General features: G+C 73.6%; 14 protein-coding genes. 12 read left to right on the forward strand and 2 right to left on the reverse strand.

The genetic code is table 11. The annotated features are described in order from the left end of the window. The first annotated feature begins 272 nt into the window (after positions 1-272). Positions 273-1310: a hypothetical protein gene (locus O7635_RS21510; protein ID WP_278082253.1), complete on the forward strand. Its 1038-nt coding sequence runs from the start codon at positions 273-275 to the stop codon at positions 1308-1310. Between the two features lie 160 nt (positions 1311-1470). Here the strand turns inward: O7635_RS21510 and O7635_RS21515 are convergent, their stop codons facing one another. Then, positions 1471-1971, reverse strand: coding sequence for a hypothetical protein (locus tag O7635_RS21515; RefSeq protein ID WP_278082254.1), 501 nt, complete (start codon positions 1969-1971; stop codon positions 1471-1473). A gap of 1420 nt (positions 1972-3391) precedes the next feature. Here O7635_RS21515 and O7635_RS21520 point away from each other — a divergent pair. From O7635_RS21520 to O7635_RS21560, 9 genes are all read left to right on the forward strand, one after another. Further along, positions 3392-4417 (forward strand): hypothetical protein, encoded by a 1026-nt coding sequence (locus tag O7635_RS21520; RefSeq protein WP_278082255.1) that lies wholly within the window; start codon positions 3392-3394, stop codon positions 4415-4417. 69 nt (positions 4418-4486) lie between these two features. Then, positions 4487-4951 (forward strand): DUF948 domain-containing protein, encoded by a 465-nt coding sequence (locus O7635_RS21525; RefSeq protein WP_278082256.1) that lies wholly within the window; start codon positions 4487-4489, stop codon positions 4949-4951. 28 nt (positions 4952-4979) lie between these two features. Beyond that, positions 4980-5300, forward strand: a complete 321-nt coding sequence (locus tag O7635_RS21530) for a hypothetical protein (RefSeq protein ID WP_278082257.1) — start codon at positions 4980-4982, stop codon at positions 5298-5300. A gap of 12 nt (positions 5301-5312) precedes the next feature. Beyond that, positions 5313-7994, forward strand: coding sequence for an alanine--tRNA ligase (gene alaS / locus O7635_RS21535; RefSeq protein ID WP_278082258.1), 2682 nt, complete (start codon positions 5313-5315; stop codon positions 7992-7994). Positions 7995-7998: 4 nt separating this feature from the next. Next, positions 7999-8457 carry a Holliday junction resolvase RuvX gene (gene ruvX / locus O7635_RS21540; RefSeq protein WP_278085544.1) on the forward strand — a complete coding sequence of 153 codons (459 nt, stop codon included), beginning with the start codon at positions 7999-8001 and terminating at the stop codon, positions 8455-8457. Then, the gene (mltG, locus tag O7635_RS21545) at positions 8454-9662 is read left to right on the forward strand and encodes an endolytic transglycosylase MltG (protein ID WP_278082259.1); all 1209 of its coding nucleotides are present in this window, start codon (positions 8454-8456) and stop codon (positions 9660-9662) included. The genes ruvX and mltG overlap by 4 nt, the downstream gene beginning before the upstream one ends. Further along, the gene (locus O7635_RS21550; RefSeq protein ID WP_278082260.1) at positions 9659-10468 is read left to right on the forward strand and encodes a shikimate dehydrogenase; all 810 of its coding nucleotides are present in this window, start codon (positions 9659-9661) and stop codon (positions 10466-10468) included. Before mltG ends, O7635_RS21550 begins: the two co-directional genes overlap by 4 nt. Before the next feature lie 752 nt (positions 10469-11220). Then, positions 11221-12399, forward strand: coding sequence for a chorismate synthase (gene aroC / locus O7635_RS21555; protein ID WP_278082261.1), 1179 nt, complete (start codon positions 11221-11223; stop codon positions 12397-12399). Continuing rightward, positions 12396-12905: a shikimate kinase gene (locus tag O7635_RS21560; protein ID WP_278082262.1), complete on the forward strand. Its 510-nt coding sequence runs from the start codon at positions 12396-12398 to the stop codon at positions 12903-12905. Before aroC ends, O7635_RS21560 begins: the two co-directional genes overlap by 4 nt. Here O7635_RS21560 and O7635_RS21565 read toward each other — a convergent pair. Next, complete coding sequence (locus O7635_RS21565) at positions 12895-13572, reverse strand: alpha/beta hydrolase (RefSeq protein WP_278082263.1); 678 nt, start codon at positions 13570-13572, stop codon at positions 12895-12897. The genes O7635_RS21560 and O7635_RS21565 overlap by 11 nt on opposite strands. A 56-nt stretch (positions 13573-13628) precedes the next feature. Between O7635_RS21565 and O7635_RS21570 the strand changes: the two genes are divergently transcribed. After that, entirely contained in the window at positions 13629-14585 is a 957-nt protein-coding gene (locus O7635_RS21570; protein ID WP_278082264.1) for a YafY family protein, read from the forward strand. A 147-nt stretch (positions 14586-14732) separates the two neighbouring features. Further along, positions 14733-15683 carry an AAA family ATPase gene (locus tag O7635_RS21575; RefSeq protein WP_278082265.1) on the forward strand — a complete coding sequence of 317 codons (951 nt, stop codon included), beginning with the start codon at positions 14733-14735 and terminating at the stop codon, positions 15681-15683. Positions 15684-15693 lie beyond the last annotated feature (10 nt).

Genomic DNA, 15693 nt, shown 5'->3' on the forward strand with positions numbered 1-15693 from the left:
ATTGCGGGCATGGTTGTCGCGATCTCGAAGCATCCACACCGCCGATGTCCCATTGGCGAGGAATGTGGCCAGGAATCGCGCCGTCCCCCGGCGCGACGACCAGTGAGGTGAGTGCGTGAGCGACGATCGGCGCGATCCGCCGGCGCGGGGCCGGCGATGGGGCCGGGGTCGCGACGACGGCGACGAGGCCGACGCCACGAGCGGCGAGGACCTCGGCTGGCTTGCTGACCTGCGTACGGCCAAGGAAGAGCGGGCCGACATCGGTCCCGGAGGTGAGGCGGGCGCGCCGCCGCCCGTGGCGCCCGGCCCCCCTGGTGGGCGGCCTGTCGACGGGCCGCCCGGCGCTGACGGGCCTGGCCGGGGGGCTCCGCCGCCCGGGGGCGGCGGTCGTGGCCGACCCGGCGGTGACGGTGGCCGCGGACCGGCCGGTGGTCCGCCGTCGGTGGACGAGCAGCAGCGTTTCGGTGGTGCGCCCGCAGGTGGGCCTGGCGGGCCCGGGAACGGGGCGCGGGGCGCTGGTGCGCCGCCGCCGGTGGGTCGGCCGCCGCGTGGGTCCGCGGGTTCGCGGCCCGAGGACGGCACGGGGCAGTTCGGGCCTGGCGGTCGGCCGGCGGGCGCTGAAGCCGGGCCGCATGGCCCGGCGGGGCGGGCTGGTGGGCCGCGGGGGCAGGAGCCGCCTGGTGCGGTGGGTCCGGCTGGGCGGGCTGGTGGGCCGCGGGGGCAGGAGTCGCCTGGTGCGGTGGGTCCGGCTGGGCGGGCTGGTGGGCCGCGGGGGCAGGAGTCGCCTGGTGCGGTGGGTCCGGCTGGGCGGGCTGGTGGGCCGCGGGGGCAGGAGTCGCCTGGTGCGGTGGGTCCGGCTGGGCGGGCTGGTGGGCCGCGGGGGCAGGAGCCGCCTGGTGCGGTGGGTCCGGCTGGGCGGGCTGGTGGGCCGCGGGGGCAGGAGCCGCCTGGTGCGGTCGGCCCGGCCGGGCGACCGGGCGGGCGCGATGCCTCGCAGTTCGGCCCGGGCGGCCGGCCTGGGGCGCCTCCGGCGCCGGAGGCCGGGCCGTTTCCGCCCGGTGGTCGGCCTGGTGGGCCGGCGGGTCCGGACACCGGGCGGCTTCGTGCCGGTGGTCGCGCCGGTGGGGCCGCGGGTCCGGAAGCTGGGCAGTTCGGCGCTGGAGGCCGGCCCGGTGGGCCGGCCGGTGGTGACGGTGGGCAGTTCGGTCCGGCCGGTCGGCCGGGTCGGCCGCGCGGGCCCGAGGGTGGCGCCGCTGGGCGTCCGGGTCCCGCGCACGGTCCCGATGCGAGGCCCGCTGGTGGGCCGGTAGGGCCCGAGACCGGGCAGGTCGGTCGGACCGGCGGTCCGGCCGGCCAGGACACCGGGCAGTGGGGTGCGCGCGAGGCGACCGGCGGCATGCCGGCGGCGCCCGTGTCCGGTCCGCGTGGTCGCGGTGGTTCGGCGCGCAGCCGGTTCTCGGCGCCGCCGGATCAGGCGCCCAACGTGCCGATGTCCGGCAACGCGCCGCCGGTGCCGCCGCAGGTGGCGGGCGAGCCCGCCGCCGAGCGTGGTTGGCGCGGTGGGCGGCCGGGTGCGCCGACGGGGGAGACCCCGGGGCGCCGGGCCGCCGGCTCCGACGACGCCGGCACCGGAGCGGTGCAGCCCCCGGCCGGCGGCGGCCGGCGGCGGGCGCCCGAGCCGGACGAGCCGCGCGGCGGCCAACCGCCCGGCGGGCAGGCATCCGACTGGGCGGCTCGTCGTGAGCAGCCTGGGCGACCCTCGATGCCCGGGGCGCCGACCTCGGGCGGCGGGGCGGCCAGGAGCCGCTTCGCGGGCGGCGCGGGTGCGCCGCCACAGGGCGAACGCGGCGACACCACCGGCGGCTGGAACGCGGCCGGGGCCGCGCCGGCCGGTCGCGGTGGGCCGGGTGGACCGGCGACCGGTGGCATGCCGCCGGTGATCGCGCCTCCGGTCGTGCCCGGTCGCGACACCGGGCCGATTCGCACCGGGCGCCGGGCTGCGCCGGATACGCCGGCTGAGCCCGGCGGTCGTCCCGGCGGTGCGGTGCACGAAGAGGGGCCGGCCGGGCGTCCGGACGGACTCGGTGGCCGCGGACGGCCGGGCCGCGGCCCAGCGGCGCCGGGCGTTGCCGGGCAGCCGTTCGGTGGCCGTGCGGTTCCCCCGGGCGCGGACCGTGGTGGCCCGAGCGCCGACGCGCCGAACGTTCCCGTCGACCCGCCCCGTGGCGGCGCGCGCAGCCGCTTCCGGGGCGATGGTGGCGCCGAAGGGCGGCGCGCCGCGCCCGACGACGCACCCGGGTCCGGTGGCGGTTCGGCGGGTCGGCACGCTACCGGTGACATAACCGGTGCCGCCTCGGGCGGTCTGCCGGGTGACGCCGGCGGACGCCATGGCGCTGCCGCAGACGGCTCGCTTACCGGCGACGTGAGTGGCGGCGGACGGCGCCGCCGGGCCAGTGACACCGACACCGGCGCGCTCGGCGGTCCGCGCGGCCGCTTCGGCGACGACGGTGAACCCACGGGCGCGCGCGGACGGTTCGGGGATCAGAGCGGCGCCGGCGCGCGTGGCCGCTTCGGCGACGCCGACCGCGGCGCCGACGGGCCGCGCGGGCGGCGAGCCGCGCCGGACGCGCCGCCGGATGCCGCGCCAGGACCGGCCGGCCCGGTTCGCCCGGGCCGGGCCGAGCGCCCCCCGATGCCACCGACCGGGCCTGGCTCGGCCGGCGGAACCGGCGTGCCCGGTGGCCGGAGACCCGACCGGCCGGCCGGCGGACGCGCGACCGGCGCGGTCCGACCGCCGGTCGGCCCCGACGGAACGGGCGCCATTCGCCCGCCGCTCGGCCCCGACGGAACCGGCGCGGTGCGGCCGCCCCAACGACCTGACGGAACAGGTGCCGTGCGGGCGCCGCTCGGCCCCGAGGGAACGGGTGCGGTTCGGCCGCCGCAACGGCCTGACGGAACGGGCGCCGTGCGGGCGCCGCTCGGCCCGGACGGAACGGGTGCGGTTCGGCCGCCCCAACGGCCCGACGGGACCGGTGCGGTGCGGCCGCCGCTGCGACCCGACGGCACGGGTGCGGTACGGCCGCCGCTACGACCCGACGGCACCGGCGCTGTTCGCCCGCCCATCGGCCCTGACCAGCCCAACCGCCCGGGCGGCCCCGACGCGACCGGCGTGGCACGCCCACCGGCCGCCGGCCCCGGCATGGCCGCCGGACCCGGCGTAGCCCCACCGCCGGGCGCCCCAGCCCGAGGCGCGAGCCGCCCCGGCGCCGTCGGCGCCGCGCGCCCACCCGGCGGCCCACCGGCTCAACCCGGCCCAGGCAGCCCGGCCGGCCCGCCGCCCGGCCCCCCGCTCGGCCCGGCCGGCCCGCCGTCCGGCCCGGCCGGACCCGGCATGCCCACGGGACCGAACGGCGCCCGGGCCCGCGCCGGCGTACCCGTCCCGACCGACGCACCGGGCCAGGACGGCCCGCCCCGCCCGCCGGCCGCCGCGGCCGCCGCGGTCCCACCGGTCCGGGCGGCCGCCGCCGCGCCGGCGCCGGCCCCACCCGGCGCCCGCCCACAAACCGGCCCGGCCACCGGCGCGGCCCGGCCACCGACGGGCCCGGCCACCGGCGCCGCCCGCCCACCGACCGGCCCGGCCACCGGTGCCGCCCGCCCACCGGGCGCACCTCCGGACCAGCCCGATCCGGCCGTCCGCCGCTCGGCGTCCGTCCCTGGCATCCCGTCGGAGACCAGCCAGCCGATCCCGCAACGCCCGAACGCGGCGGCCCGCAGAATGAGCGTGTCGCCCGCCCAGCTGCGCGAGCAGATCCGCGACCCGCGCAACGTCCGGCTCGGCGTACTCGTGCTCGGGATCCTGCTCGTGCTCGTGGCTCTTCCGGTCTATTCGTGGGCCCAGGCGGAGTCGCGCGACCCGGTGTTCGCCTCGCTCGACAGCCTCGGCGTGCCGGATTGGGCGAACACGAAGCCGCAGGACCAGATCGACGGCAACCGGTGGTGCCTGGAGGAGTGCCGGTTCCGGGAGCGGACCACCCACTCGACGCAAGGGCCAGAGGAGACGGCGAAGGCCTACCAGGACGCGCTCGTCGCCAACGGCTGGCAGAGCTGGAAGCCGGCCAAGTGTCCGGAGACCAAGGTCGACGGCAGCTACACGTGCTGGACGCGGGACGAGCTGACCATGGACCTGTGGGTACGGGCGCCCGCCTGCGGCAACGTCCCCATCGGTGTCGAGCCGGAGGGTGGCGCCTCGCAGGGACCGCCGGTCGGCCTGAACCCCGAGGACTGCAAGGGTTCCGACGTGTCCATCAAGGTCCGCAACGCGATCGCCGACGAGCGCACCGGGCCGCTGCCCGACGTCAACCCGGGAGAAGTGGGCGAGACGCCGTACGGGCTCGTGCCCACGGCCGCACCGTCGTGAGGCCGTGTGGCGTTACGGACGGTAGGGTCTGCACGTTGGCGCACCGGGTACGTCGTGGAGGAGGTTCGGGTGGACGGTGGAGAAGTCGCGTGGCTCGTCGTGGCCGGCGCGTTCCTGATGCTGGTGCTGGTGCTCGCGGTGCCGATCCTGCGGCTCCGTAAGACGATCGACGCGGCCACCAACGCGATCAACGATCTCAACGACCGCACCGGCCCGATCCTGGCCAACGCGAACACGACAATCGAGGGTGTCAACGTGGCGCTGAGCCAGGTGCACACCTCGCTCGACGGCGTCAACGTGCAGCTCGCCAAGATCGACACGATGACCGGGCACGCCCAGAACGTGACGGCCAACGTCGCCAACCTCGCCACGGTGGTCTCGGCCGCCGCGGCCAACCCGCTGGTCAAGGTCGCCGCCTTCGGTTACGGCGTGCGCCGGGCCACCTCCGCCCGCCGCCACGCGGAGGAGGAGCGCGAGGTCCGCACCACCCTCAAGCAGCAGCGCCGCGCCGCCAAGCGGGCCACCCAGCGCTGACCGGCTGTCCGCGAGGAAGGATGGAAGCATGAAGCGGTTGCTCTGGCTCGGCGTCGGCCTCGCGGTCGGTGCCCTGGTCGTGCGCAAGCTGACCCAGAAGGCCAACGAGTTCACCCCGAGCGGCATCGCCGGCTCCCTGAGCCACCAGGCCGGCGGCCTCGTCGAGTCGGTCCGCGCCTTCGTCGACGACGTGCGCGTCAACATGGCCGAGCGCGAGCAGCAGATCCACGAGGCGTTCGCGAACGGTGTCACCTTCGAGGACCAGTTCGAAGACCTGCGGGGTGACGACCTCGAGGTCGAGTTCGACGAGCCGATCAACGGTTCGCACCCACGGCAGCGCCATCACTGAGGAAGGCAACTGATGAAGACGGCGGAGATCAAGCGGCGGTTTCTCGCGCACTTCGAGGCCAACGGCCATGCCGTGGTCCCGAGCGCCCCGCTGCCCGCCATCGACGACCCGAACCTGCTGTTCATCAACGCCGGCATGGTGCAGTTCGTGCCCTACTTCCTGGGCCAGCGCACCCCGCCGTGGGAGCGGGCGACCAGCGTGCAGAAGTGCATCCGCACGCCCGACATCGACGAGGTCGGCAAGACCAGCCGGCACGGCACGTTCTTCCAGATGAACGGCAACTTCTCGTTCGGCGACTACTTCAAGGCCGGCGCGATCCCGCTGGCCTTCGACCTGGTCACCAAGCCGGTCAACGAGGGTGGGTTCGGGCTCGACCCGGAGCGCATCTGGGCGACGGTCTACCTCGACGACGACGAAGCGATCGAGATCTGGAAGCGGACCGGCATCCCGGCCGAGCGCCTGGTTCGCCGGGGCAAGAAGGACAACTACTGGTCGATGGGCATTCCGGGCCCGGCCGGCCCGTGCTCGGAGCTCTACTACGACCGCGGCCCGGCGTACGGCCCCGACGGCGGCCCCGAGGTCGACGAGGACCGGTTCCTGGAGTTCTGGAACCTCGTCTTCATGCAGTACGAGATCACCAACGTGAAGAGCAAAGAGGTCTTCGACACCGTCGGTGAGCTGCCCGCCAAGAACATCGACACCGGCATGGGCCTCGAGCGGATGGCCTCGTTGCTGCAGGGCGTCGACAACCTCTACGAGATCGACGAGGTCAAGCCGATCCTCGACCGCGCGGCCGAGCTGACCGGCAAGCGCTACGGCGCCGGCCACAGCCAGGTCGCCGCCGAGTCGCACCCCGACGACGTGCGCCTGCGGGTCATCGCCGACCACGTGCGCACCTCGCTGATGCTCATCGGCGACGGCGTGACCCCCTCCAACGAGGGCCGGGGCTACGTGCTGCGGCGGATCATGCGTCGCGCGATCCGGGCGATGCGGCTGCTCGGCTGGCAGGAGCGCTCGCTGCCCGAGCTGCTGCCGGTCGCCCGGGACTGCATGGCGCCGTCCTACCCCGAGTTGGCCGACGACTTCGGCCGGATCGCCGACTACGCGTACGCCGAGGAGGAGGCCTTCCTCTCCACCCTGCGCGCGGGCACGACGATCCTCGACACCGCGGTCACCGAGACCAAGCAGGCGGGCGGCACGACGCTCTCCGGCGACAAGGCGTTCCAGCTGCACGACACGTACGGCTTCCCGATCGACCTGACCCTGGAGATCGCGGCCGAGCAGGGGCTGCAGGTCGACGCCGAGGGCTTCCGCCGGCTGATGGCCGAGCAGCGCTCGCGGGCCAAGGCCGACGCCCAGGCCCGCAAGACCGGCCACGTCGACCTGTCGGCCTACCGGGCGGTGCTCGACGCGGGCGGGCCGGTCGAGTTCACCGGCTACGCCGAGGTGAGCCGCGAGTCGCGGGTCCGCGCGGTGCTCGACGGCGGCGGCACGGCGCTCGAGGTGGCCGGCGAGGGCGACACCATCGAGCTGGTCCTCGACGCGACGCCGTTCTACGCCGAGGGCGGTGGCCAGCAGCCCGACATGGGCCTGATCACCGTGGGCAGCGGGCAGGTCGAGGTCTTCGACGTGCAGTCGCCCGTGCCCGGCCTGGTCATCCACCGCGCCAAGGTCGTCCGCGGCGAGCTGCGGGTCGGTGAGGCCGGCTTCGCCGAGATCGACATCACGCGGCGCAAGGCGATCTCCCGCTCCCACACCGCGACGCACCTGGTGCACCAGACGATGCGCAACTTCCTCGGCGAGTCGGCGACCCAGGCGGGTTCGCTCAACGCGCCGGGCCGGCTGCGGTTCGACTTCAACACCCCGGCGGCCGTTCCGCCGAGCGTGCTCAACGACGTCGAGCAGCAGATCAACGAGGTGCTGCTGGGCGACCTCGAGGTGCACGCGTTCATCACGTCGCAGGCGGAGGCCCGGCGGCTCGGCGCGATGGCGCTGTTCGGCGAGAAGTACGGCGACGAGGTGCGGGTCGTCGAGGTCGGCGACTACGCCCGCGAGCTGTGCGGTGGCACCCACGTGGCCCGCTCCGGCCAGCTCGGCCTCGTGAAGATCCTTTCCGAGGCGTCGATCGGTTCCGGTGTACGCCGCGTCGAGGCGCTGGTCGGCATCGACGCGTTCCAGCACCTCGCCCGCGAGCACCTGCTCGTGGCCCGGCTCGCCGAGCTCTACCGGGTGCCGGGGGAGCAGGTCGCCGAGCGCGTCGCGCAGACGATCAGCCAGCTCCGCGACGCGGAGAAGGAGCTCGAGAAGCTCCGCGGCCAGCTGGTCCTGGGCGGGGCCGCGGCGCTGGCGGCCGGCGCCGTCGACATCCGCGGCGTCGCGTTCGTCGGCACCGAGGCGCCCGAGGGCGCGGCGGGCAACGACGTGCGTACCCTCGCGCAGGAAATCCGCGGCAAGATCGACGCCGCGCGGCCCGCCGTGGTCGCGGTGGCCGGCCGATCGGGCGGCAAGGCTTCGCTCGTGGTGGCGACCAACGCGGCCGCCAAGGGACGCGGGCTGTCGGCGGCCGATCTGGTCAAGGGCGCGCTCTCGGGTCGCGGCGGCGGCAACGCCGACCTCGCCCAGGGTGGCGGCGTACCGGCGGCCGAGGCGGCCAACCTTCTGGCCGCTGTGGAAAAGGCTATTGACGGAGCGTGACGGTCTGAGCGCTTTTCACCGGGGTGTACGTCTCGGTGTGGATGTAGGTAACGTGCGTGTCGGGGTCGCGATGTGCGACCCCGACGGCATTCTCGCCACGCCGTTGGTCACTTTGCGTCGTGACACGGATGCCGGGGAAGACGCTATACCTGCAGATATCGCCGAACTTGCGCGACTTGTCGAGGAGCACGCGATCATCGAAGTGGTGGTCGGTCTGCCAGTGACGCTGGGTGGCAAGGACGGACCTGCGGCGACCGGAGCGAGGGCCTATGCTCACCGGTTGGCGACGGTCATCGATCCGGTGCCCGTGCGGCTGGCAGACGAGCGGCTATCGACGGTCGTCGCAACCCGTAGGCTGGCCGAGCGCGGCGTCCGGGGACGGCGCCAACGCGCGGTGGTCGACCAGGCGGCCGCGGTGGAGATACTGCAGGGCTGGCTGGACGCGCAGCGGAGGCGAACGTGACGATCGACGACCTTGACCTCGCGTTCGAGGACCGGGCCGACAAGGGCCGACATCGACGCGGGTACCGCAAGGCGGCGGCGACCGGCAAGAAGAAGCGCAAAGGCGGCGGCGGGAAGACCGCCATAGCGTTCTTCATGGCATTGATCCTGCTGGGCGGCCTCGGCGCCGGCGCCTGGTACGGGTTCGACCGGATCCAGGGTTACTTCACCACCCCCGACTACGACGGCGCCGGCACCGGCGAAAAGGTCAACGTCGAGGTCAAGCAGCTGGAGACCGCGACCGACATCGCCAACACCCTCTTCCGGGCCGATGTCGTGAAGAGCGCGAAGGCATTCGTCGACGCCGCCGACGCGGACAGCCGCAGCAAGAACATCCAGCCCGGTGTCTACGGGCTCCAGAAGCAGATGAGTGGCAAGGCCGCGCTGGCCGTCCTGGTCGACCCGAAGAACAAGATCGTAAACGGCGTCACCGTGCCCGAGGGCCTGACGATGCTGGGCACGTTCAAGAAGCTCTCGGAACAGACCAAGATCCCGGTCAAGGACTTCCAGAACGCCGCCAAGAACGTCGACTCGTTCAAGATCCCGGACTACTGGTTCACGCGCAAGGACGGCAAGAAGGTCACCAAGTCACTCGAGGGCTTCCTCTTCCCGGACACCTACGAGATGCCGCCGAAGCCCAACGCCAAACAGGTCCTCGACATCATGGTCAATCGTTTCCTGACCGTGGTCGGCGAGATGAAGTTCACCGACAACGTGGAGAAGAACCGCGGCGGGATCGCGCCGTACGAGGCGTTGATCGTGGCGTCGCTGGCCCAGGCGGAGGCCGGCAACAAGGACGACCTGGGCAAGATCGCACGGGTCGCGTACAACCGGGTCTATGTCAAGGACATGCTGCTGCAGTTCGACGTGACCCTGAACTACGGGCTCGAGGTCGCCGGCAAGAAGACCAAGGCGTCCAAGGACATGGACCAGTCGGACTACGCCGACGAGACGAACAAGTACAACACCCACCTCTACAAGGGCCTGACCCCGACGCCGATCGACAACCCGGGCAAGCAGGCGCTGGAGGGCGCGATGAACCCGCCGGCCGGCAACTGGCTGTTCTTCGTCGCGATCGACAAGGAGGGCCACTCGGCCTTCGCGGAGACCGACGCGGAGCACGAGGCCAACAAGGTCAAGGCACGCGAGGCCGGGATCATCAATTGACCCGTGCGGCCGTCCTGGGCAAGCCGATCGCCCACTCGCTCTCCCCGGTGATCCACAACGCCGGCTACGCGGCGCTCGGCCTGACGGACTGGTCCTACACGGCGATCGAATGCGACGAGGCCGGCCTGCCCGGCTTCGTCGCCGGCCTGGGCCCGGAGTGGGCCGGCCTGTCGCTGACGATGCCGCTGAAGGAAGTCGCGCTGAAGGTCGCGACGGAGGTCGCGCCGCTGGCGGCCACGGTCGGCGCGGCCAACACCCTGGTCCGCCGTGATGCCGGTTGGTACGCCACCAACACCGACGTCGAAGGCATGGTCACCCTGCTGACCGAGGCGGGCGTGACGGGCGGCGCCCGCTTCACCGTCCTCGGCGCCGGCGGCACGGCCCGCGCGGCCGTGGCCGCCGCCGCCCACCTGGCCGCCGAGTCGGTCACGGTGGTCGCCCGCCGCCAGCTGGCGATCGAGGAACTGGCGGCCGCCGCCGCGGACCTCAACGTGCCGCTCCGCCCGGCCCTGTGGCCGGAGGCCCAACCGGCCCTGGCAGCGGACGTGGTCATCTCCACGGTTCCCAAAGGCGTAGCCGACCCGATCGCCATCAACGCCACCTGGCACCCGTCGACGATCGTCTTCGACGCCATCTACGACCCGTGGCCAACCCCCCTGGCCGACTCGGCCGCGAGCGCCGGCTGCCACATCCTCTCGGGCCTGGACCTCCTCCTGGCCCAAGCCCTGGGCCAGTTCCGCCTCTTCACGGGCGCCGAGCCACCCACCGCCGCGATGCGCGAAGCCTTGTTCCGCGCCCGCTCCTGAACACCCGACCAGCTCAACGGCGCCGGCGCAGCCGGCTTCCGTGACCACCGGCGCCACGCCCGAACGCACCTGAGCCCGCCAGAGGTCCATCCCCACCGGTCCCGGCATGCCGCGCCTTGCCGTGTGCCGCGCCTTGTCGTGCTGCCTCGTGCGGCGCTGCGGTGCGCGTTCGTGGGTCCTGGCCCGCTCGTTCCAGGCGTGTCGCTTGTCGGGCCGGGGTGTCTCCTGGGGCATACATGCCAAACCATGTGCGCACACGTTTTGGCATGTATGCCCAGGGAGACATGGCCCCCGCCGCCGCGACACGCCGAGGACGCGACGTGGCGAGAGGCGCGCCGGCGCAGCCTGGCGCAGCAGGCCTCGGCGCCGGTGGCGGCCGACTCGACGGCCATCATGCTGGCCATCGAACGCGTCGGCGGAGCGCACGGCAGAGGTGGCGGCATTCGTGCGAGCAGCGGTCGGGATGACGACGCGTGGGGTCTGTTCGACTCGATAGCCGTGGGCGCTCGGCTCACGCAAGCGGCGAGGTAGGGGAACGGGCGGGTCTCCGGCGCCGGCGGAGAAACGGTGTGGCGGGATGAGGCGCGGCAATCATGCGTGGGCCGCATCTGTGGGCGGCTGTGCCGACGATGCCTGGGCGTGTTTCGACGCGCTGGGGCCGGTCCGCGGCACCCGGGATTGAAGGTTGTCCGGGGAGTGGGATGGGGTGGCCGGATGGTGGGCGGCGGGTGGCGTCATGTCAAACTTGGGCCGTGTTGCGCTGGTTGACCGCAGGGGAATCGCATGGGCCCGCGTTGGTGGCTGTGCTCGAAGGGGTGCCGGCCGGCGTCGAGGTGACCAGCGCCGAAATCGGCCGGCAGCTCGCGCGGCGGCGGCTCGGCTACGGGCGGGGCGCTCGGATGTCGTTCGAGCAGGATGTCGTCGAGATCCTCGGTGGCGTGCGGCACGGGGTGACGCTCGGCAGCCCCGTCGCGGTGCGGGTGGGCAACTCCGAGTGGCCCAAGTGGGAGACCGTGATGGCGGCCGATCCCGTGGATCCCGACGTGCTCGCCAAGCAGGCCCGCAACGCGCCGCTGACCCGGCCGCGGCCGGGGCACGCTGATCTCGCGGGCATGCAGAAGTACGGGCACACCGACGCCCGGCCGATTCTGGAGCGGGCCAGTGCCCGGGAGACCGCCGCGCGGGTCGCGGTCGGCACCGTGGCGCGGGAGATGGTGCGGCAGGCGCTCGGGATCGAGATCGTGTCGCACGTCGTCGAGCTCGGGAGCGTCTCCGCCAAGCCCGGGCTGCACCCGCGGCCCGAGGACGCCGAGCGCGTCGACGCCGACCCGCTCCGCTGCCTCGACCCGGAGGCCAGCGCGCGGATGGTGGCCGAGGTCGACGCGGCCAAGCGCGACGCCGACACGTTGGGTGGCATCGTCGAGGTCCTGGCGTACGGCGTGCCGCCCGGCCTGGGCAGCCACGTCCAGTGGGACCGCAAGCTCGACGCACGGCTGGCCACCGCGCTCATGTCGATCCAGGCCATCAAGGGCGTGGAGATCGGCGACGCCTGGACGCAGGCCCGCTCCCGCGGCTCGCAGGCGCACGACGAGATCATCCCGACGGCCAACGGGGTCAAGCGGGTCACCGACCGGGCCGGCGGCCTGGAGGGCGGCATCACCACCGGCGAGCCGTTGCGGGTCAAGGCCGCGATGAAGCCGATCTCCTCCCTCAACCGGGCACTGTCCACCGTGGACGTGAGCACCGGCGAGCCGGCCACCGCGATCAACCAGCGGTCCGACGTGGCCGCCGTGCCGGCCGCCGCGATCGTCGCCGAGTCCATGGTGGCGCTCGTGCTGGCCGAGGCGGCCACGGAGAAGTTCGGTGGCGACTCGGTGGCCGAGATCCGCCGCAACCTGGCCGGCTACCTCGAGAACCTGGTGATCCGATGAGCCGCCGGCCGCGGGCGATCCTCGTCGGCGCGCCCGGCGCCGGTAAGACCAGCACCGGGCGGGCCCTGGCCAGCCGGCTCGGCGTCGAGTTCCGCGACACCGACACCGACATCGAGGCCGCCGCCGGCAAGCCGATCCCCGAGATCTTCCTCGACGACGGCGAGGAGCACTTCCGGGCCCTCGAACGCGCCGCCGTGGCCGGCGCGGTCAGCGACTTCGACGGTGTGCTCGCCCTCGGCGGCGGCGCCATCCTGGCCGAGGAGACCCGCGCCGCGCTGGCCCACCACCAGGTCGTGCACCTGGTGGTGAGCCTGGGCGAGGCGGTCAAGCGGGTCGGCCTCAACTCCGGCCGGCCGCTCCTCGAGATCAACCCGCGGGCCACCTTGAAATTCCTGCTGGACCAGCGCCTCCCGCTCTACGAGTCGGTCGCGACGATCACAGTCGAGACCGACGGGCGTACGCCGGACGAGGTGGCCGAGGAGATCCAGGCGTTGCTCAAGCCCTGAGCAGCGACGCCAGCCGCGACGGCTCCGACAGCATCGGCCAGTGGCCGGTCGGCAGCGCGCGGATCACCACGTCGTCACCCATGGCCGCGAAGAACGGGTGGCCGGCCGCCCGCATCTGCGCGATCTGCTCCAGGGAGAACGTGCTCGCGATCAGCGAGGCCGGCGGGTTCAATGCGCCCCCGCGGCGCAGGGGTTGCGCCACCGACGCGTACGGATGCGTGGTGGATCGCTTGCGCAGCAGTGAAAGCGCGTCGTCGTCGAGACCCGCCAGCAGCACCGGGTCGTCGGCCGGCTCCCACGGCCGCGGCGGCACCGGCCCCGTGGACTCCGGCGGCGGACCCATGTCGAGCTGGCGGGTGCCGTCCGGCAACGGCCCACTGTCCACATAGACCACACGCGACACCGGGATCCGCGCCGCCGCGGCCGTCACCGGCAGTCCGCCGTAGCTGTGTCCGACGAGGACCACGTTCGACGAGCCCTCGGCCGCCGCTACGATGTCCGCGACGTGCTGCTCCAGGTCGGCGTCACCCTCGTCGACCCGCTCGCCGACCCCGGCCAGCGTGACCGGGATCGCCCGGTCACCGGCCGCCCGCAGCCGCTGCGCCACGGCGTCCCACACCCAACCGCCGAGCCACATGCCCGGCACCAGAACGAACGTCTCAGTCATGCCGTGAGCGTAGGATGGCATCCGGACAGTTTCGGTCCGGATAAGGAGAGTGACGGGTGTCACATCCGGCCTCCCGCGTGCTGGGGATGCTCGAACTGCTGCAGTCGCACCACCACCTGACCGGCGCCGACCTCGGCGCCCGGCTCGGCGTCGACGAACGCACCGTCCGCCGCTACGCCGGCACGCTCGCCGACCTCGGCATCCCGGTCGCCGCCGCCCGCGGCCGCTACGGCGGCTACCGGCTGAGCCCCGGCTACAAGCTCCCGCCGCTGATGCTCACCGACGACGAGGCGGCCGCCGTCGTGCTCGGGCTGATCGCCGCCGAGCACCTCGGGCTCACCACCGAGGCGCCGGCGACCGGCCCGGCTCTGGCGAAGATCCGCCGGGTGCTGCCGAAGAACCTGTCCGAGCGGCTCGCGGGCGTCCAGGAGAGTCTCGGGTTCACCGTCGACCGCAGCGCGCCCGCCGCGCGGCCGGCGACCACGACGTTGCTGGCGCTCGGCGCCGCCGCCCGGGCCACCCGGCGGGTCAGCATCACCTACCGCTCCTGGAAGGGCGCGGTCACCCTGCGCGAGGTGGACCCCTACGGGCTGGTCTTCCACGCCGGCCGCTGGTACCTCACCGGCTTCGACCACCGGCGCGGCGAGATCCGCACCTTCCGGCTCGACCGGATCAACGCGGTCGACACCGGCGAAGCCACGTTCACCGTCCCGGACGGCTTCGACGCGGTCGCGCACGTCACCCGCTCGCTGGCCGGCGTCCCGTACACCTGGGAGGTGGACGTGCTCTTCGAGGCGGAGCTGGCCCAGGTGCGGCGGCGCGTGCCGGCCAGTGTCGCGGAGATCACCGAGACCGAGGACGGCGTGCTCATGAAGACCCGGGCCCAGAGCCTGCCCGGAATGGCGCAAATGTTGGCCGGACTGGGCTGGCCGTTCCGGATCGTGGGTCCGCCGGAGCTGCGCGATGCCGTGCGCGAGCACGCGGAGCGACTGGCCGAGCACGCCGCGCGCTGAGCCTCCACTGAGGACACCCTTGAGTGGCTTGGGATAGAGCAAACGGGCGATCGGCGGCGCAGAAAGCTGGTGTTAGGATCGACGAGAGATTGGCGTAAAGCGGGTGGGTCCGACAAATCGGGCCAGCTACTTCGAGGATCGAGGCGCATGGGCAACCAGCGGTCCATCACCGTCAACGGTGACCTGGGCAGTGGCAAGAGCACCGTGTCGGTAGGGCTGTCGGAGCGGCTGCACGTGCGCCGGATCAGCGTCGGCGACCTCTATCGCGAGATGGCCCGTGAGCGGGGAATGACCGCGCTCCAGCTCAACCTCCACGCCGAGCTCGACGACGTGATCGACGGCACCGTCGACCAGATGCAGCGCGAGATCGCCGAATCCGGTCAACGGGTCATCATGGACAGCCGGCTGGCCTGGTTCTTCTTCACCGACGGCTTCAAGGTCCACCTGATCACGGACCCGACCGTGGCGGCCCGCCGGGTGCTGGGGCGGCCGGCCAACGAGGTGGAGAACTACGCCACGCTCGAAGAGGCCAAGGACCAGCTGCGCAGCCGCAGCGAGAGCGAGCGCCAGCGGTTCCTCACCCGCTACCACGCCGACAAGCACGCCCTGCGCAACTACGACCTGGTCCTCGACACGACGCGGGCCCGGCCCGACGAGGTGATCGACCTGGCGGTGGCCGCGATCGAGGGCCGCATCGGCGCGCGGATCCTCGCCGAGAGCCCGCCGCTGCTGCTGCTCGACCCGGCCCGGATCTACCCGACGGGTGACATCACGGCGCTGCGCGGGATGTCCGACGCGTCGGCCGCCGCGCTCCCCGGTCCCGAGGCGCTCGAACCGATCTCGATCGGCTACGCCGACTCGCGCTTCTTCGTGGTCGACGGCCACCGCCGGCTCAGCGCGGCGCTCCGGGCCGGTTTCCGCCTGGTCCCGGGCACCTTGCTGGCACAGGACAACGACCCGGTCGTGGGTGGACTGTCGGCCCGCGAGTTCTTCGCGTCGACGGTGACGATTAGCAAGGTGTACGACTGGCAGGAAGAGCACGGCACCGAGCTCGAGATGCCGGCGCACGCCCTCGGTGACCCGGTCCGCACCCCCTAAGCTGCGTGGC

The sequence above is a fragment of the Asanoa sp. WMMD1127 genome (assembly GCF_029626225.1).
GTDB lineage: Bacteria > Actinomycetota > Actinomycetes > Mycobacteriales > Micromonosporaceae > Asanoa.